Genomic DNA, 16741 nt, shown 5'->3' on the forward strand with positions numbered 1-16741 from the left:
CGCCGAGCTCTTCCTGTGGCGTGTACCTGCGCTACCCCATCAACCCCAATGTCTTGGCTTTCGCCACCGCCTGCGTACGCCGCTCCACCCCGAGCTTGCTATGGATACGCCGCGCGTGGGTCTTGACGGTATGCAGCGAGATAAACAGCCGATCGGCGATTTCCAAGTTGGAGTTGCCAAGGGCGATCAACTGCAACACCTCCAACTCGCGCAGGCTCAGGGGATTTTCCGCCACGCCGCTGGGCGACGCCTGCGTCTCCAGGCCCAGCTCACTCAATAGCCCCGGCGAGCGCAACCGAAGCTCACGAATCGCCTGCTGCACCTGGCAACGCGCGGCCAACGCCAAGCCGGCTTGCAGCGCACGACGGGCCAATGCCGAGTCGCCGAGTTGCCAAGCCACCTCGCCGAGCACCAGCTGCAATTCGGTTTCCAGGCAAAGCATGCCGCGTTGCCGGGTGGTTTCAAGCAAGGCCGTCAGCCGCGCGATGGGTTGATCGGCACAACCCAGCTTCACCTCGGCCAACACCAGCAAATATTCCAGGCGCGGGATCAGCTCCAGCGTGGCCGGCGGCGCCTGCTTGGCACACGGCCCACGAAAATGGCGCAGCACCCGGCGCATCGCTTCCAGCGTCAAGTCGGCGCGACCTTGTTGCAACCAGAAGTGCCCACTGACCAGCAGCAACACCGCGCGGTACACCGTGTCCGGCACGTGGCGTTGCTGCATCAGGCGCTCAGCTTCGCGCAATTGAATGAAGGCCTGGGCGTAATCGCCACGGTTCGCCGCCAACAGCGCCAGGCCGAGAAAGCCGTACAGCACGCGCTTGTCCTGACTGTGCAGGCACATCGTCAACCCACCCTCGAAACACTCGGCCGCCAGCGCATCCTGACCTTGGCGCAGCGCCAAATGCCCGCGCCGCAACGCGATGCGCCCCACCAATGGCCCAGCCTTGAGCCGCTGCCCCACCAGCATCGCCTGCACCGTTTCCAGCAGGCTTTGCGCCCGATACGGCGCGCCGCGTTGCTCCAGCAGTTGGGCGTGATCCAGCTCCAGCAAAGCCTCCAACACCAACGAACCATGGGCGCGGGCCAGGCACAGGGCTTCGCGGTTCAGCGCTTGGCCAACGTCCAGTTCACCGCGCAACAAGGCTTGTTGGGTCAGGCCCGAGAGGCACATCAGGCGCGACGTCCAGGCGCTGTCGGGCAAGGCTTGCAACGCCTCCAGGAAATGCGCGCGGGACCGCTCGGCATCACCGCTCAAATGCAACAGCCAGCCCCATTGCGCCTGCGAGCGCGCCAACAGATAACGCTGTTGCGCCGCCGTCGGCTGCGGCGCAAACCGGGCAAGCTGATCGATACACACCGCGGCTTGATCGAAGCGCCCGGCAAACAGCAATGCCGCTGTGACCAAACCGACCAGTTGCGCCGAGCCGAGCATCAATTCATCGCCATGCTGCTCGTGCAGACGCAACAACAGTACGGCGTTCTGCTGACGGAACAGGTCCTCAAAACTGAAGTGCTGCAACAGGCTCACCGCCACTTCGTAGGCTTCGGCCAGCAGCGCCTGCTCGAAGGCAGCCTGCCAGTCCTGCTCGGTGGTGAACCATTGGCAGGCGCGCCGATGCCAAGAACGCTTGGCCGGCCAGGGCTCATCACGGATTAACTGAGCCAGGGGCGGGAACACCTGCAGCCAATCGGTGGCGTCCTCCCACGGTTGGATAAACGCACCGAGCGCCTGCAAATCGCGCAGGTACTGATCGCCGTCGCCAGAGCCAAACAGGTGCTCACACACGCTCGAATTGAAACGCGGCAAATGCGCCAACACGCGCCAGGCCTCGGCCAGTTCGGCGGGCAAGCTGCTGAAGAGTTCGTGTTGCAGGTAGTCGAGCAGGGTCTTGTCCGGGTGACCGTCACCGAGCAAGGCGATACGCACACCCGCGCACCAGCCGCCGCTGAACTGCATCACGTTGTCGACGGTTTGCCCTGGGCCGAGCAGTTGCTGGATTTCGGCATGGCTGAACATCAACTCACTGCACTCCAACAACTCATCATCGAGCAGCAGGCGTGGCCAGTTGCACATCGGGCGCCGCCGCGCGCACAGCCACCAGGTCAGTGCCGGGCTGGCGGCGGTGAGCAAGCGGTCGAGCAAAGCGTCCAGCTCGGGGGCGGGCTGGCGACAGAAATCATCAAGGAATATCCACGCGGTGTTTTGCCAGCGGCTGAGGTCGAGCAGCAAACTGGCTTCATCGATAAACGACAAACCAAGGTTTTGTGCCAGCCGTGCACAGAAAGCCTCGGCGCTGAGCACGGCGCCATTGAGCGCCAGCCAATACACCTGACACCCCACCGGCGCCTGCAACGCGCACTCGGCGAGCAACGCACTCTTGCCACTGCCGCCCGGCGCGCAGAGCAGTTTCACCCTGACCTGCGCTGCGAGCAAAGGCTCGGCCAGACGCGGGCGCAACTGATGGTGGGCGGACAGCCGTGGCATGAATCCAGGACGGTCCAGGCAGCGTGTCATGGCGGTCATTGCTGCATCCTGCTTTTTATTGTTATGCAACCTGGCGCCTACCCTAGTCCTGTGGTCGGCGGTTGTTGAAGAAGTATTCAGCGGGGTGATTAGTCGGCATAAAAAAGCCGGGATTCCACCCCACCATAAAGTGGAACCCGGTCAATGTGGGAGCTGGCTTGCCTGCGATGGCAGTGGGTCAGCCAGCCCATCCGTGGCAGATGTACCGCCATCGCAGGCAAGCCAGCTCCCACAGTTGGATTGCATTTCAACTGAAGGTCAGCGCACGCCTGCAGACCTCAATGCCGCCGGGGTGTAGTCCGCCGCCTTGGCCGCAAAGCCGAACACGAAACTGTGTTTCTCCTCATTCTTCATGCCCAACGCGATGTAGCGCCCGGCGATGATGTCGTAGAGCGTTTCCACGGTGTAGGCCGGCACCTGATGGTCGTAGTAAAACTGCGCGTGGCCTTCGGCGACACGCCACAGCTGACCACGGCCGTCATAGTGATCAACCAGCGCGACCTGCCAGCTGTCTTCGTCGATGTACATGTGGCGCTTGGCGTAGATGTGCCGCTCGCTCGGCTTGACGGTGCCGACCACTTCCCACACCCGGTGCAACTCATAGCGGGTCAGGTCCTGGTTGATATGCCCGGCCTTGATGATGTCGTCGTACTTGAGGGTCGGCGAATCGAGCTTGTAGCTGTTGTAGGGGATGTACATCTCTTTTTTGCCGACCAGCTTCCAGTCGTAGCGGTCGGGGGCGCCAGAGAACATGTCGAAGTTGTCGGTGGTGCGCAGGCCGTCGGAGGCAGTGCCCGGGCCGTCATAGGACACTTGCGGCGCGCGGCGCACGCGGCGTTGGCCGGCGTTGTAGATCCAGGCCAGGCGGGGCTCCTTCACCTGGTCGAGGGTCTCGTGCACCAGCAGCACATTGCCCGCCAGACGTGCAGGCGCAGTGACCGATTGTTTGAAGAAACTCAGCACGTTGGCGGCCTTGGTCGGGTCGATATCCGGGATGGCCTGCGGCACCGCCACTTCTTCTTCGAAGCGGATCGGCGTGTAGCTGCCGTTCGTTTGCGGGGTGGCCTGGGTGATGATGCGCTTGAGGTTGCCGCCGTGGTAGCGGGTGATGTGGTTCCACAGCACCTCCACGCCATTCTTCGGAATCGGGAATGCGTAGTAGCGGTTGCCGGTGAAGTTTTCCAGGCCGTTGCCGTCGTTGATCGCGTGCACGTTGAGCGCGCTGCGCTTGATCGACTCGTAGATATCCGGCGGCAGGTTGACGGTGCGGTGGGTCGGGTACACCGGGATCTTGTAGGTCTCGGGGTAGCGTTTGAACATCGCCACCTGGCCGTCGGAGAGCTTGTCTTTGTACTTGTCGACGGTCGCAGCGGTGATCACGAACAAGGGTTTTTCATTGGCAAACGGGTCGGCGAGGAAGCCCTTGCTGTCCACCGCACCGGCGTTTTTGGGGATGCCGCCGGTCCAGGCCGGAATCGAGCCGTCGGCGTTGCCGGCTTTTTCAGCGCCGACCGGCGTGAGGCTGGTGCCGAGCTTGGCGGCTTCCTCGGGCGACACCGCCGCCATCACGTGGGCAGCCAGCAGACTCAGGGCCATCACTGCAAATATCTTACGCATAGGTTCTTGTCCTTCCTTAAACCAGATCAGAAGTTCACGCCGAAGCTGAGGGCGATAAAGTCGCGGTCGGTGAGGGTGTTGTAGTCGCCGCCGAAAAAGTCGGTGTAGCTCAGGCTGGCGGTGTAGGTGTTGCGGTAGTCCGCATCCACGCCGACGCTGATCGCCTTGGCGCCTTCGTTGAAGATCCCGTTGGGGCCATAGCCGCTGACGTCATGAGACCAGGACAGGTTGGGCTTGAGGTTCACCCCGGCAAACGCGTTGTTGTAGTCCAGGATGGCGCGGGCGCGATAACCCCAGGAGTTGGCGGTGACGAAACCGTCGGTATCGCCTTGGAAACCGTAGGCGCCGAACACCGAGTCGCGGCCGTAGCGCAGCTTGGTTTTGGCTTCCAGCCCGCCGACGTGCACATAGGCCGCCTCGCCCACCAGGGTCAGGCGTTCGGCGCCCAGCACCTGGTCGAAGAACTGGGTCATGGTGCTTTGGATCTGGGTGATTTCCTTGCGTCGATAACCGACGTTGTCCGAGCCGAACGAACTGCGGATCGGCGAGGCGGTATTGCCGGCAATCGGGTTGACCAAGGCCAGGGTCAGGTCAGTGGTGTTGAGTTGCACCGGTGCGTTCGGGCGGTAGCTGATCTCGCCGGTCCAGGCCGTGCCGGTGGGCAAGGTGGTGGAGAAGCTGGCGCCGTACAGGCGAATGTCTTCGGGGTAATCGAGGTAGTACTGGCCACGGCCGAGCATGGTGCTTTGCGCCAGGCCCGCGCCGCTGCCGGGCGCGATCGCATTGGCGGCGGCCGCAATACGCCCGATGGTCGCCAGGTTGGTGTTGGCGGTCAGCGTGCCCACGGTGGGTGTGCGGCTGTGGTAGTTCATGAAGTACAGGCCGTACTCGGTGTCATCGCCAAGCCAGCGCAAGGCCGCGCCGAACTGGCCGCCATCACGGGCTTCGCGGTCCTTGGCGCGCTGTACCACCACGCCTTCGCGCGTAACCTGAAAGCCCTGGCCGAACGCTGCGGCCACGGGCTGCAACGGCGCAATCGCCGGGCTGCCGACGGTGTAGTTGCTGTTGCAGCCGTGGGCCACTACGTCGTTGCCGAAAAAGGTGCCGCAGTTATCCACTACGGTGTTTTCCCAGTTCAGTTGGTAGAAGCCTTCTACCGACAATTGGTTGGTCAGGCTCTGGGAGGCGAACAGCATGTTCACCGGAATCAGGCCTTCCTTGATCTCCGCGCCAGGGCGGCGGAAGGCCGACACGTCGATAGGGTTGATGCTGTTGATCGAGTTCCCGATAAACGTACTCTCACCCCAGCTCACTACCTGCTTGCCGACGCGCACGTTACCGGGCAGGTCGCCGATGGAATAGTTGTGATAGACGAAGGCATCCAGCAACTCATAGCCGGAAGAGCGCGCGCCTTCGTCGCGGTGGTTGTTGCTGATCTGTTTGAACTCGCGGTCTTCGTCCTGCAGTTCGAAGTCGTACCAGTATTTGCCGCGCACAAACACGCCGCTGTCGCCGTACTTGAGCTCCAGGTCGTGAATGCCCTTGAAGATCTTGGAAAAGGTCTCGCCCTTCTTGAAGTTCAGTCGCCCGTCATCCCCGGTAGAAGCCTGCCCCGTGCCGCCATTGGGAACGCCCACCAGTTTTTTGTCGGCATCGCGCATGCCCCAGCTGGCGCCGACCGACAGCGAAGAATCGAATTGCCCTTCGATCTCGCCAATGTTGAACGAAACCGCCTGTGCCTGGGCGCAGCAGCCCAGTGCAACCGCCGCAGCGAGCGCCTGTGGCGTGAAGATGGCGCGCATTGTTGTTTTTGTCATGCGTCTTCCCCGGTGAGTGACAGAAGGCCCCACCCTACTGCTGTCCGTCAGGAGCGATAAGCGCACCAAAGGGGTATTCGTGTTGTCGCTCAAAAGGATTAACAGGCGCTCAGGCCGGGGTTTGGGCAGGGCCATGGATGCGGTAGATGACGCGCTATCAGAAAGATAAATAGGCCAAAGAGCGTTCCCACGCTCTGTGCGGGACAATCGTTACTGATTTGGTAACAGTCATTGTCCTGAATGGGGATTACTCATTTTGTTACATACGACTATTCTTAACGCACTTTCAGGGCAAATGGCCCGCTTGCTCAACAGTAAGAAAAGTCTGATTCCCATAGATTGGCCCGCTGTATCAATCTATTACCGCTGTTCACCGACGTTGATTTATCGCTCCTTGATCCAACGTCTTACTTCGGCCGCTGCCTTTGCAGCGGCCTTTTTTATGCCCGCAATAAAACGGGGCGCCCTCAGCGCCCCGGAGTATTCAATAGTGTTCAAGCAACGATCAGAGGCTGAACTTCTGCAAGTTGGCCATCATCTCCTTCAATGCTTCGATGTTGTCCTTGGGGTGAGCGGCGCCTTCAAAGTCGCAAATCTGCGCCCAATGCGCCGCCACATCGTGCGGTGAAAAACCCGCTTCAGGGTCAAAACCCACACCCAGGCTGCGCTCCCAGCGGGTCTTGCCGATCCAGCCGCCGCCCACTTCAAACAGCCCCGAGGTTTCCTGGCACGCCTCGCTGCCCAGGTACACCACCAACGGGCTGACCAGCTCCGGCTTGAGCCGCTCGAATACTTGCGGCGGGATCAGGCCTTCGGTCATGCGCGTACCACCGGTGGGGGCGATAGCGTTGACCAGAATGTTGTTCTTGCGCCCTTCCAGCGCCAGGGTGCGGGTCAGGCCATACAGGCCAAGCTTGGCCATGCCGTAGTTGGATTGGCCGAAGTTACCGTAGATGCCCGAGGTGGACGCGGTGAAGATAACGCGGCCATAACCTTGCTCACGCAAATGCGGCCACGCGGCGCGGGTGACTTTGTAGGCGCCTTCGACATGCACCCGATAAACCAAGTCCCAGTCGCTGTCGTCCATTTTGTGGAAGGTCTTGTCGCGCAGGATGCCGGCGTTGTTGACCACCACGTCGATGCGGCCGAAGACATCCAGCGCGTTCTGCACGATTTTGTCACCGTCAGTGACGGAGTCATGGTTGGCCTCGGCAATGCCACCGGCCTCGCGGATCTCGGCGACCACCCGGTCGGCGGCCGAGGCATTGGCGCCTTCACCCTGGGTCGAACCGCCGAGGTCGTTGACCAGCACTTTGGCCCCATGCTTGGCGAACAGCAGCGCATGCGCCCGGCCCAACCCGCCGCCGGCACCGGTGACGATCACGACCTTATCCTGGAACTGCACTGACTCACTCATACCGAACTCCGCTGGCGACAATGGGAATGGGTTGAGTGTCAGGCACACGGGCGCGGGTCACAATAAAGTCAGCCGAGGCTGAATGGTGCTCGATAAGGCAGCGGGATGATTGCTTGGGTCAAACTCTGGAAGGCCACCCCATTTTCTGTGGTCAGTGGGCTTATTGTGGCGAGCGGGCTTGCCCCGCGCTGGGCTGCACAGCAGCCCCAATAAGGCCACCGCAGTGTGTCAGACATATCGCGGTCGCAGGTTTTAGGGCGGCTTCGCCACCCAACGCGGGGCAGGCCCGCTCGCCACAAACGACTTACGATGATGCTCAGGAGTACGCCACTCGCGGCACCGACTGACCAATGCGCTCGCGAAACGTCAGGTAATGCTTGAGCACCTGCAGCGGCGCTTCGATCTGCGGGTAGTGGCCGATATTCGCCAGCAGCACCGTGTCGGCGTGGGGCACCAGTTGGTGATAGCGCTCCACCATATGCGCCCCGGAGATCGGGTCGACTTCGCCGTCGATCACCCGTAACGGCACATCGCCGCGTTGCATCGCGTCCACCCAGCGTTCACGCAGGCGGCGGCGCTGGGGAATATAGGCAATCAGTTTGTGCAGGATGCGCGGGCCGTCATTGCCATTGATCAGGCTCCAGAAGTCATCCAGCGCGCTTTCACTGGGCCGAGTACTTGGGCCGAAAATCTGGCTGAAGCTGTTCGACAGGGCATTACGCCCAAAGGCGCGGCCGATCATCCAGCCAAGCGGGCTGAGCAAGAGTTTTTGCACCAGCGTCGGGCGATGGGTTTCCGGGAACAGCCCACCGTTGAGGAACACACAGCTGGCCATTTGAAAGCGACCTTCGTAATGGCGCGCGAGTAATTCCTGGGCGACGCTGTCGCCGTAGTCATGGGCCAACACGTGCACCGGCTGCTCCACGCGCAGGTAGTCGAGCAGCGCCTGTTGCAGGTCAGCCTGCTCCAACAGGCAGTAGTCGTGGTCCAACGGCTTGGCCGAGTCGCCGAACCCGAGCATGTCGCAAGCAATCACCAGGTTGCGCTGGGCCAGGGGCTGCCACAGGTAGTGCCAGTCCCAGCTGGCAGTGGGGAAGCCGTGAATCAACAGCAGCGGCTCGCCCTGCCCGGCCACCCAGAAACGCACGGTGCGGCCACGAAAGACGAACGCCTGGCCACGCTTGCGCCAGGCACTGAGCGGGATTTCTGCGAGTGGCATCAGCTTTTATACCCAGGATCTTGCAGGTCCAATTTACGCAGCAGCGCCGGCCAGGCCAGCGCGCCTCCCATACCTTGGGCGCTCTTTGTGACAACTGCCACCATCGCCTTAGCCCCCGCCAGAATCTGCGGCTCGATGGCAATCAGTTCGGCGCCGCCGTTTTGCGCCAGCACCTGGATTTCGCAGGCACGCTCAAAGGTGAACATCATCAGGAAGGTGTCGGCGATGCTGCCAGCGCAGGTCAGCAGGCCATGGTTGTGCAGCATCAGGAAGTTGTTGTCGCCCAGGTCTGCCTGCAAGCGCGCCTTCTCTTCAGGGTTCAGCGCCACGCCTTCGTAGGCGTGATACGCCAGGCTGGACAAAACAAAGGTGGATTGCTGGCTGATGGGCAGCACGCCCTGCTTTTGCGCAGACACCGCAACACCGGCCGCGGTGTGGGTGTGCAGCACACAGACCACGTCATGGCGCACGTCGTGGATGGCGCTGTGGATGGTAAAGCCGGCGGGGTTGATCTCGTAGGGGCTGTCCATCAATTTGTTGCCGGCCTGGTCGACCTTGACCAAGCTCGACGCCGTGATCTCGTGGAACATCAGCCCGTAAGGGTTGATCAGGAAATCATCGGTGCCCGGCACCTTGGCGGAAATATGCGTGAAGATCAGGTCATCCCAGCCATGCAGTGCCACCAGGCGATAGCAGGCCGCCAGGTCGACGCGCGCTTGCCATTCGGCAGCGCTGACCTGCTCTTTGACATTCTGCAGCGATAGAACGGGGGCTGGGCTCACGGCAATGACCTCCTTGGTGCACTTTCTTATTGTTTTTTTGGGTGAGGGGCCAGTCTAGTCAGACCACGTGGCGCAAGGAGTTGCCTTCGCAGCCAGCTTGATGACCGAGCGAGTCATCCAAGAGAATAGTCCACGTGGCGTCAGAGAAGCGCCGCCAATAAAGGCACGGCGAACAGGTTGAGCAGCCCCGTCAACACCATCACCAAGCCTGCGACCGAGCCTTCTTCGCCGCCCACTTCATGCGCCCGACTGACACCCGCACCGTGGGCGCCCACGCCAAACAGTGCACCGCGCGCCAACGGTGTACGCAGCGGCAACCATTTGAGCAGCACGCCGCCGAGCATGGCGCCGAACACGCCGGTGAACATCACGAACACGGCGGTGAGTTCCGGTACGCCGCCGAGGTCGGAGGACACCGGCATCGCAAACGGCGTGGTGATTGAGCGCGGTAGGAGAGACATGGTCACCGAGGTGTTCAAAGCCAGCGCCTTGGCCAGCCCGAACGAGGTGCCGATGGAGGCCGCGCTGCCCGCGACCATGCCCAGCAGCAACGCCGACCAGTGCCGCGCCAGCAAGCGGCGTTGTTGCCAGATCGGCACGGCAAACGCCACAGTGACCGGGCCCAGCACCAGCATCAGCCAGTGCGTGTCAGTGGCGTATTCGGCATAGGCGGTCTTCATCGGCACGGCCACCGCCAACAGCAGCGCCGGCACCAGGATCAATGGCGACAGCAGGTAGCGCCCGGTGCGGGCGTAGATCCAGCGGCTGAAGAGGTAAGCGGCCAGGGTCAGGGCGAGCCAGAACACCGGCATCAGTTCAAGCTTCACGGCGCATGCTCCAGCGGCAAACCATTTCCACGGTGAAGGCCGTGACCAGCATCACCGACAGCGTGCTGAAGCCGATCACCAGCAGGATGCGCCAGCCGTCATTGCGCACCAAACCACCGTAGTCGAGCAGGCTCATCAGTGCCGGGATAAAGAACAGCAGCATCTCCGCCATCAGCACCCCGGCGCCCAATTGCAGGGCGGCCGGTTTGACCAGGCCAGTGGCGAAGGTCGCCAGCAACAGGCCCAACCCCACCACGCCACCCGGTATCGGCCACGCCAACCACACGGCGAGCTGGGTGCCCAGAAAATAGATCGCCAGCAGCACCACCAACTCAATCAACAGGCGCCCGAGATGTTTGAAGCTGAAACGTTTCATAAGCTTTAGGTCCTCACAGGCGCTCAGTTTAAAGACGCCCCACCCATCCCCACAGCGAATTGTTAGACTGACCGCTATTCCAAACTGGAATCAGACCGATGGAATTCAAACAGCTGCGCAGTTTTGTCGAAGTGATCCGCCGGGGCGGCTTTACCCAAGCGGGTAAAACCTTGCACATCAGCCAATCGGCGGTGAGCAAACAGGTGGCCCAGCTGGAGCAAAGCCTGGGCACACCGCTGCTGGAACGCACGGGCTCGCACATTCGCCTGACGGCCGCAGGTGAGGTGGTATTACAGCGCGCCGAGGCGATGTTGCGGTTGCAGGCGGAATTGCTCAGCGAGCTCGATGATATGCAGCAACTGGCGCGCGGCGAATTGCGCCTGGGCTTGCCGCTATTGGCCGGGGACACACTGTTTGCCGGGCTGTTTGCCGAGTACCGCAGCCGTTATCCCAAGGTCACTATCCAACTGCTCGAAGGCGGCAGCCGCACCATCGAGCAGGCAATTCTCAGCGGTGAGCTGGACGTGGGTGGCACGCTGATGCCCAGCGACCCGGCCTTCGCCTGGCAGCCCTTCTGCGATGAACCGCTGGACGCGCTGCTGCCGATGGACCACCCATTGGCCGAAAACGCCCACGTGCACCTGGAAGAATTGGCGGGCACGCCGTTCCTGATGTACCAGCGCAGTTTTGTCCTCAACGATCGGCTGATGCAGGCCTGCCAGCAGTTGGGCTTCACGCCGAAGGAAGTGGGCCGCAGCGGCCAGGCGGACTTCCTGGTCGCACTGGTCGCGGCCGGCCAAGGCGTGGTGCTGTTGCCCAGCGTGGTCGCCCGTGGGCTGGTGCGACCGGGCGTGGTGCGCCTGACACTTAAGGCGCCCGACTACCTGCGCTGGAACATTGCCTTTATCTGGCGCGAGGGCGCCTACCTGTCCAGAGCCGCCCAGGCCTGGCTGGCATTGCTGCGCGAATTCCCGGTCAACCGCGCAGTGCAGTGACCAACTCGGCCAGCCACGGCTCGGCATCAGCTTCCGGGGTGACGCTTTCGCTGGCGTCCAGGCGCAGCATCGGCAGCACTTCGCGCACGCCCAACTCGCCGAACAGCTCGCACATTTGCTCGCCGCCGCCGCAGAACGTATCGCCGTAGCTGGCGTCGCCCAGGCCGATCACTGCGCCAGGCAGGCCGCGCCAGGCGGCGGGCAACTGGTCGCGAATGCTCGAATACAGCGGTTGCAGGTTGTCGGGCAGCTCGCCCATGCCGGTGGTCGAGGTCACCGCCAGAAAGGCCTCGGGGGCGAAGGCCTGCACGTCGGCCAAGGTGGCACGCGGGTTGTGCCAGGCTTCAAAACCGGCCGCGTTGAGGAGGCCGGCGGCGTGGCGGGCGACTTCTTCAGCGGTGCCGTAGACCGAGCCGGAAAGGATGGCGACTTTCATCAATCTGATCCTGTGGTTGAGCGAAAGCCTGGGATATTAACAGCTGACACAAATATTTCGGCGTAAGCGGCGCAACATTCAAGGTATGCCATAAACTCTAGCCTTCAAAAACAAGGCATGGACCGCTCAATGATTAACGCCAAGCTGATGCAGATGGTCATCAACGCTTCCAACGACGGCATCGTCGTCGCCGAACGCGAAGGCGAAGAGAAGCCACTGATCTACGTCAACCCTGCTTTTGAGCGAATGACTGGCTACACGCTGGACGAAATCCTGTATCAGGATTGCCGTTTCCTACAGGCCGGTGACCGCGACCAGCCAGCCCTGATGGCCATTCGCGACGCCCTCGACCACGACGACGCCTGCCGGGAAATCCTGCGCAATTACCGCAAGGACGGCACACCGTTCTGGAATGAGTTGTCGCTGTCGACGGTGTACAACGAGGCCGACAAGCAGACCTATTTCATTGGCGTGCAAAAAGACGTCACCACCCAGGTGAAAGCCCAGCAACGAGTGGCACAGTTGGAAGCGCAAGTCGCCGAACTCAAAGAGCGCTTGGCGGCACTTGAGGCGACGAGCGGAATTAACAAATTGTAGTAAATGCGGTCTTTAGAGTGATAATGGCTTTTTAATACCTCACCCTTTGAGCTACATCAATGCACCGCGACGCGCTATTGACGCAGGACGAACTGGATTTTATCCAGGACATGCAGCACAACCCGCAGCTCAACCTGCGGGATGCGTGGTCGAGCCTGACCGTCAACGGCGGTGCGCAGATTCGCGACTTGCTCACGCGGTTGGCCGCTCACGACCACGTCACCATCCAGGCGCAGTTCGATAACCAGCAACTCACCTTTCCCCTGCACTTGGTGGAGGATGAGTTTCACGCGGTGCATTTGCGTTTGGGCGTGCCGAGTATTTTTGAAGATGGCCCGATGATTCGCCCGTGGCGCCTGGCGCTTGGAACGCCGGTGGCACTGGAGAACGTCAGGGGCAACCCCGCCGCCCTGTGGGTGCACGAGGTGTCATTCAAGGGGGTGCTGGTGGAGATTCGTGGCCGAGTCAAACCGCCGAAAACCTTTTCCCTGTGGTTCAGCCCGTCCGGCTACGAGCGGATCTCACTGCGCGGCACGCTGGAGCGGGAAACCGCTCGAGGCCTGTTTGCCTACCGCCTAAGCCAAAGCGATGCCGATGAAATCGAGCGCCTGCGCCAGTTCATCCTGCACCAGCACCGCCTGGTTCACCCGCACGTGCACGCCTGATATCAGGTATCCAACTGCCCACTGAGAAACTGCTGCAAGCGGCGCTGCATCAAGCGCCCTTCGTTGCCCAGGCAACCGATGGCGGACCCGGCCAACTCTTTTTCGGCCAGGTCCGATGCGGCACCGGCCAGCAGCAGCGGGCAATCCAGGGTCAGCGCCAAACGGGTCAGACGCCCGGCCAGGTCATGGTTGTGTGAGTGGTTGGAGAACAGGATGAGCGCCTGAGGACGCATCTTTTCACAGACCAGTGTCAACTCGTCCAAGGGTTGGCCCATGCCCAGCACCTTCACAGGCCTGTCCTCGCAACTGAGCAACAACGCCGCCACCATCAATTCCACTTTACGGCATTCGCCGGGCATAGCCGTCAGCAGTACCCGTGGCGCAGTTGAGGTGCCCGCGCGTCGCAGGTGTTCGAAGGTCTGCATGCGCAGGAAGGTATCGTAAAAAATCCATTCACTGGCTTGGCCGAAGCGGCCCTGATGGCGCAGCAGGTCGCTCCAAAGGGGCATCAGGATGTCCTGGAACGCCACGCTGAGCGGGTAGCTCGCGAGAACCTGAGCGTACAGGCTATGCAGTTGACGATCGTCAAACCCACTGATGGCGTTTACCAACCGCGCCCGCCACTGTGGCCATTCACTGTCGCTGCCGGTGTCGCGTTCAGCACGAATCGCGTCAGCCTGCTGATCGTCGCGCGCAAGGATCTTGCCGACTTTGCTCACGGCCACGCCGCGCTCGATCCAATCGAGAATACGATGGATGGTCACAATATCGTCGCTGGAATAGAGGCGATGCCCACTTTCGGTGCGTGTGGGCTGGATCAGGCCATAACGCCGCTCCCAGGCACGCAGGGTGACCGGGTTGACACCTGTCAATCTCGACACTTCGCGGATCGGGAACAGCTCATCGGGGTCAGCGGGACGACCCTGGGCAATTTCGCGAGTATGAGTAGTAATTTCGGGCATCTGCGGTAGAAAACATCCTTGTGAATTTGGATCCCATTTAACGCTTTTAGACTTGTCCTTTTCAAGGCCCGCTCTGTCAGACCAATGTCACTGGTGTATTTTTGCAAAACAGGAATAATCCTTGCCTGTTTTTTCTACGTCGCTGCACCACCCCGCAGCCTCGTTCGTGCGCCACCTACCCGGTTCGGCGCACCCGTACATTTGGAGATACACAATGTCTACCTCTCCCGTCACCTTGATGGTTGCGCGCCGCGTGGCCAAAGGGCGCTACGAAGACTTGATGGCTTGGCTGCGCGAAGGCGAGCAATTGGCCACGGACTTCCCCGGTTACCTGGGTTCCGGCGTGCTCGCCCCGCCGCCCAATGACGATGAATTCCAGATCATCTTCCGTTTCGCCGACGAGAAGACCCTGCATGCCTGGGAGTTTTCCGCTTCGCGCAGTGCTTGGCTGAGCCGTGGCAGCGAGCTGTTTGCCGACCCGTCCGAGCATCGCGTCAGTGGCATCGACGGCTGGTTCGGCGCGGTAGGTGCACGGCCACCGCGCTGGAAACAGGCCGTGGCAATCTGGCTGGCGTTTTTCCCGGTGTCCCTGTTGTTCAACTTTGTCCTTGGCCCGCTGCTCAACGAACTGGACCTGGCCCCGCGCGTGCTGGTCAGCACCCTGGCGCTCACCCCATTGATGGTTTATTGGTTCATCCCGCTGTCGACCCACCTGCTGGCGAACTGGCTGCACCCTACACCGCCACCGCGCAAGGCTGCAGAAGCCGCCGCTTGAGTACAGGGGGCCGCTCGCTGGTATAGTTTCATCCTGCCAGCGACGTGAGCCTCCCATGACTGCAACGAACGCCCCGATCCTGATCACCGGTGCCGGCCAGCGTGTCGGCCTGCATTGTGCCGAGCGCCTGCTGGACGAGCGCCACCCGGTGATTTTCAGCTACCGCAGCGAACGCCCCGGTGTGCAGGCTTTGCGCGAGCGGGGCGCGGTCGGTGTGTTTGCCGACTTCTCCAGTGAGGCCGGGATTCTGGCCTTCATCTCAGCGCTGAAGACCCATACCGACAGCCTGCGCGCTATCATCCACAACGCTTCGGCGTGGGTCGCGGAAACGCCGGGCGACGAAAGCCGCGCATTTACCGACATGTTCAGCGTGCACATGCTTGCGCCGTACCTGATCAACCTGCATTGTTCACCTTTGCTGCAACGCTCAACACCTGCCGATATCGTGCATATCAGCGACGACGTGGTGCGCAAGGGCAGCCGCCAGCACATTGCCTATTGCGCCACCAAAGCCGGGCTCGACAGCCTCACGCTGTCGTTTGCCGCGCAGTTCGCGCCGCTGATCAAGGTCAACGGCATCGCGCCGGCGATGGTGATGTTCAACGACGGCGACGATGCGGCTTACCGCGCCAAGGTCCTGGCCAAGTCCGCATTGGGCATCGAGCCCGGGCCCGAGGTGATCTACCAGAGCGTGCGTTACCTGCTGGACAACCCTTATGTCACCGGTACCACCCTGACCGTCAACGGCGGGCGGCATATCAAGTAAGCCGTTTGTGAGGATGTTGTATGACCTTGTCCCTGCCCCAACACTACCGCGAGATTCTCAAAGGACTGGGTGAAGACCCGGAACGCGAAGGCTTGCTCGACACCCCCAAGCGCGCCGCCAAGGCCATGCAGTACCTGTGTCATGGCTACGAGCAGAACCTGGACGAAATCGTCAACGGCGCGCTGTTCGCCTCAGACAATGACGAGATGGTGATCCTCAAGGACATCGAGCTGTATTCGCTGTGCGAGCACCACCTTCTGCCCTTTATCGGCAAGGCCCATGTGGCCTATATTCCGACCGGCAAGGTGCTGGGCCTGTCAAAGCTGGCGCGCATTGTCGACATGTACGCCCGGCGCCTGCAGATCCAGGAAAACCTCACGCGGCAAATCGCCGACGCCATCCAGCAGGTCACCCAGGCCGCCGGCGTGGCGGTGGTGATCGAAGCCAAGCACATGTGCATGATGATGCGCGGCGTGGAAAAACAGAATTCAACCATGAACACCTCGGTGATGCTCGGCGCCTTCCGCGAGTCGAACACCACGCGTATGGAGTTCCTGCAACTGATTGGACGGAGCAAGTAGCAATGCCACAACTTCAACCAGGCATGGCGCGCATCCGGGTCAAGGACCTGTGCCTGCGCACCTTTATCGGCATCAACGAGGACGAGATCCTCAACAAGCAGGACGTGCTGATCAACCTGACGATCCTGTATGCCGCTCAGGAAGCCGTGCGCGACAACGATATCGACCACGCGCTGAACTACCGCACCATTACCAAGGCGATCATCGCCCACGTCGAAGGCAACCGCTTCGCCCTGCTCGAGCGCCTGACCCAGGAGCTGCTGGACCTGGTGATGAGCAACGAATCGGTGCTGTACGCCGAAGTCGAAGTGGACAAGCCCCACGCGTTGCGCTTTGCCGAGTCGGTTTCGATTACCCTGGCGGCCAGCCGCTAACCCCAGAA

At 61.5% G+C, this 16741-nt stretch carries 17 protein-coding genes; 7 read left to right on the plus strand and 10 right to left on the minus strand.

The window, feature by feature from the left end:
- Positions 1-31: 31 nt before the first annotated feature.
- The 8 genes from ACI77I_RS16395 to ACI77I_RS16430 all read right to left on the minus strand — a co-directional run bounded on the left by ACI77I_RS16395 (position 32) and on the right by ACI77I_RS16430 (position 10582).
- A complete protein-coding gene (locus tag ACI77I_RS16395; protein ID WP_406997975.1) occupies positions 32-2527 on the minus strand; it encodes a LuxR C-terminal-related transcriptional regulator in 2496 nt (831 codons plus the stop codon).
- 258 nt (positions 2528-2785) lie between these two features.
- Complete coding sequence (locus ACI77I_RS16400) at positions 2786-4144, minus strand: DUF1329 domain-containing protein (RefSeq protein WP_406997976.1); 1359 nt, start codon at positions 4142-4144, stop codon at positions 2786-2788.
- A 26-nt stretch (positions 4145-4170) separates the two neighbouring features.
- On the minus strand, positions 4171-5961 hold the full coding sequence (locus ACI77I_RS16405; RefSeq protein WP_094949373.1) for a DUF1302 domain-containing protein: 1791 nt from the start codon (positions 5959-5961) through the stop codon (positions 4171-4173).
- Positions 5962-6466: 505 nt separating this feature from the next.
- On the minus strand, positions 6467-7378 hold the full coding sequence (locus tag ACI77I_RS16410) for an SDR family oxidoreductase (RefSeq protein ID WP_242152472.1): 912 nt from the start codon (positions 7376-7378) through the stop codon (positions 6467-6469).
- A 316-nt stretch (positions 7379-7694) separates the two neighbouring features.
- Complete coding sequence (locus ACI77I_RS16415; protein WP_094949371.1) at positions 7695-8597, minus strand: alpha/beta fold hydrolase; 903 nt, start codon at positions 8595-8597, stop codon at positions 7695-7697.
- The gene (locus ACI77I_RS16420; protein WP_094949370.1) at positions 8597-9379 is read right to left on the minus strand and encodes a class II aldolase/adducin family protein; all 783 of its coding nucleotides are present in this window, start codon (positions 9377-9379) and stop codon (positions 8597-8599) included. The genes ACI77I_RS16415 and ACI77I_RS16420 overlap by 1 nt, the downstream gene beginning before the upstream one ends.
- Positions 9380-9519: 140 nt before the next feature.
- Complete coding sequence (locus tag ACI77I_RS16425; RefSeq protein WP_094949369.1) at positions 9520-10206, minus strand: LrgB family protein; 687 nt, start codon at positions 10204-10206, stop codon at positions 9520-9522.
- Positions 10196-10582 carry a CidA/LrgA family protein gene (locus tag ACI77I_RS16430; RefSeq protein ID WP_242152475.1) on the minus strand — a complete coding sequence of 129 codons (387 nt, stop codon included), beginning with the start codon at positions 10580-10582 and terminating at the stop codon, positions 10196-10198. Before ACI77I_RS16430 ends, ACI77I_RS16425 begins: the two co-directional genes overlap by 11 nt.
- A gap of 98 nt (positions 10583-10680) precedes the next feature.
- Between ACI77I_RS16430 and ACI77I_RS16435 the strand changes: the two genes are divergently transcribed.
- A complete protein-coding gene (locus ACI77I_RS16435; RefSeq protein WP_406997977.1) occupies positions 10681-11577 on the plus strand; it encodes a LysR substrate-binding domain-containing protein in 897 nt (298 codons plus the stop codon).
- Here the strand turns inward: ACI77I_RS16435 and ACI77I_RS16440 are convergent.
- Entirely contained in the window at positions 11558-12013 is a 456-nt protein-coding gene (locus tag ACI77I_RS16440) for a flavodoxin (protein WP_094949366.1), read from the minus strand. The genes ACI77I_RS16435 and ACI77I_RS16440 overlap by 20 nt on opposite strands.
- A gap of 129 nt (positions 12014-12142) precedes the next feature.
- Here ACI77I_RS16440 and ACI77I_RS16445 point away from each other — a divergent pair, with 129 nt between their 5' ends.
- Positions 12143-12610 (plus strand): PAS domain-containing protein, encoded by a 468-nt coding sequence (locus ACI77I_RS16445; protein ID WP_094949365.1) that lies wholly within the window; start codon positions 12143-12145, stop codon positions 12608-12610.
- Between the two features lie 59 nt (positions 12611-12669).
- Entirely contained in the window at positions 12670-13275 is a 606-nt protein-coding gene (locus ACI77I_RS16450; RefSeq protein ID WP_406997978.1) for a hypothetical protein, read from the plus strand.
- 2 nt (positions 13276-13277) lie between these two features.
- Here ACI77I_RS16450 and ACI77I_RS16455 read toward each other — a convergent pair whose 3' ends face one another.
- Positions 13278-14237 (minus strand): MerR family transcriptional regulator, encoded by a 960-nt coding sequence (locus tag ACI77I_RS16455; protein WP_406997979.1) that lies wholly within the window; start codon positions 14235-14237, stop codon positions 13278-13280.
- Positions 14238-14451: 214 nt separating this feature from the next.
- Between ACI77I_RS16455 and ACI77I_RS16460 the strand changes: the two genes are divergently transcribed.
- From ACI77I_RS16460 to folX, 4 genes are read left to right on the plus strand one after another with little or no spacing between them, the layout of a single operon-like run.
- On the plus strand, positions 14452-15012 hold the full coding sequence (locus ACI77I_RS16460; RefSeq protein ID WP_094949362.1) for an antibiotic biosynthesis monooxygenase: 561 nt from the start codon (positions 14452-14454) through the stop codon (positions 15010-15012).
- A 55-nt stretch (positions 15013-15067) separates the two neighbouring features.
- The gene (folM, locus tag ACI77I_RS16465; RefSeq protein ID WP_406997981.1) at positions 15068-15778 is read left to right on the plus strand and encodes a dihydromonapterin reductase; all 711 of its coding nucleotides are present in this window, start codon (positions 15068-15070) and stop codon (positions 15776-15778) included.
- 20 nt (positions 15779-15798) lie between these two features.
- Positions 15799-16359 (plus strand): GTP cyclohydrolase I FolE, encoded by a 561-nt coding sequence (gene folE / locus ACI77I_RS16470; protein ID WP_053257937.1) that lies wholly within the window; start codon positions 15799-15801, stop codon positions 16357-16359.
- A 2-nt stretch (positions 16360-16361) separates the two neighbouring features.
- On the plus strand, positions 16362-16733 hold the full coding sequence (folX, locus tag ACI77I_RS16475; protein WP_003194073.1) for a dihydroneopterin triphosphate 2'-epimerase: 372 nt from the start codon (positions 16362-16364) through the stop codon (positions 16731-16733).
- The last annotated feature ends 8 nt before the right edge of the window (positions 16734-16741 follow it).

The organism is Pseudomonas sp. D47, assembly GCF_045447305.1.
Classification (GTDB): Bacteria; Pseudomonadota; Gammaproteobacteria; order Pseudomonadales; family Pseudomonadaceae; genus Aquipseudomonas.

Bases quoted from the DNA above. Each gene is read 5' to 3' on its own strand.
- folM (WP_406997981.1), top strand. From the start codon at position 15,068: ATGACTGCAACGAACGCCCCGATCCTGATCACCGGTGCCGGCCAGCGT.
- ACI77I_RS16440 (WP_094949366.1), bottom strand. From the start codon at position 12,013: ATGAAAGTCGCCATCCTTTCCGGCTCGGTCTACGGCACCGCTGAAGAA.
- folE (WP_053257937.1), top strand. From the start codon at position 15,799: ATGACCTTGTCCCTGCCCCAACACTACCGCGAGATTCTCAAAGGACTG.
- ACI77I_RS16405 (WP_094949373.1), bottom strand. From the start codon at position 5,961: ATGACAAAAACAACAATGCGCGCCATCTTCACGCCACAGGCGCTCGCT.
- ACI77I_RS16400 (WP_406997976.1), bottom strand. From the start codon at position 4,144: ATGCGTAAGATATTTGCAGTGATGGCCCTGAGTCTGCTGGCTGCCCAC.
- ACI77I_RS16450 (WP_406997978.1), top strand. From the start codon at position 12,670: ATGCACCGCGACGCGCTATTGACGCAGGACGAACTGGATTTTATCCAG.
- folX (WP_003194073.1), top strand. From the start codon at position 16,362: ATGCCACAACTTCAACCAGGCATGGCGCGCATCCGGGTCAAGGACCTG.
- ACI77I_RS16430 (WP_242152475.1), bottom strand. From the start codon at position 10,582: ATGAAACGTTTCAGCTTCAAACATCTCGGGCGCCTGTTGATTGAGTTG.
- ACI77I_RS16460 (WP_094949362.1), top strand. From the start codon at position 14,452: ATGTCTACCTCTCCCGTCACCTTGATGGTTGCGCGCCGCGTGGCCAAA.
- ACI77I_RS16445 (WP_094949365.1), top strand. From the start codon at position 12,143: ATGATTAACGCCAAGCTGATGCAGATGGTCATCAACGCTTCCAACGAC.
- ACI77I_RS16455 (WP_406997979.1), bottom strand. From the start codon at position 14,237: ATGCCCGAAATTACTACTCATACTCGCGAAATTGCCCAGGGTCGTCCC.
- ACI77I_RS16415 (WP_094949371.1), bottom strand. From the start codon at position 8,597: ATGCCACTCGCAGAAATCCCGCTCAGTGCCTGGCGCAAGCGTGGCCAG.
- ACI77I_RS16410 (WP_242152472.1), bottom strand. From the start codon at position 7,378: ATGAGTGAGTCAGTGCAGTTCCAGGATAAGGTCGTGATCGTCACCGGT.
- ACI77I_RS16435 (WP_406997977.1), top strand. From the start codon at position 10,681: ATGGAATTCAAACAGCTGCGCAGTTTTGTCGAAGTGATCCGCCGGGGC.
- ACI77I_RS16395 (WP_406997975.1), bottom strand. From the start codon at position 2,527: ATGACCGCCATGACACGCTGCCTGGACCGTCCTGGATTCATGCCACGG.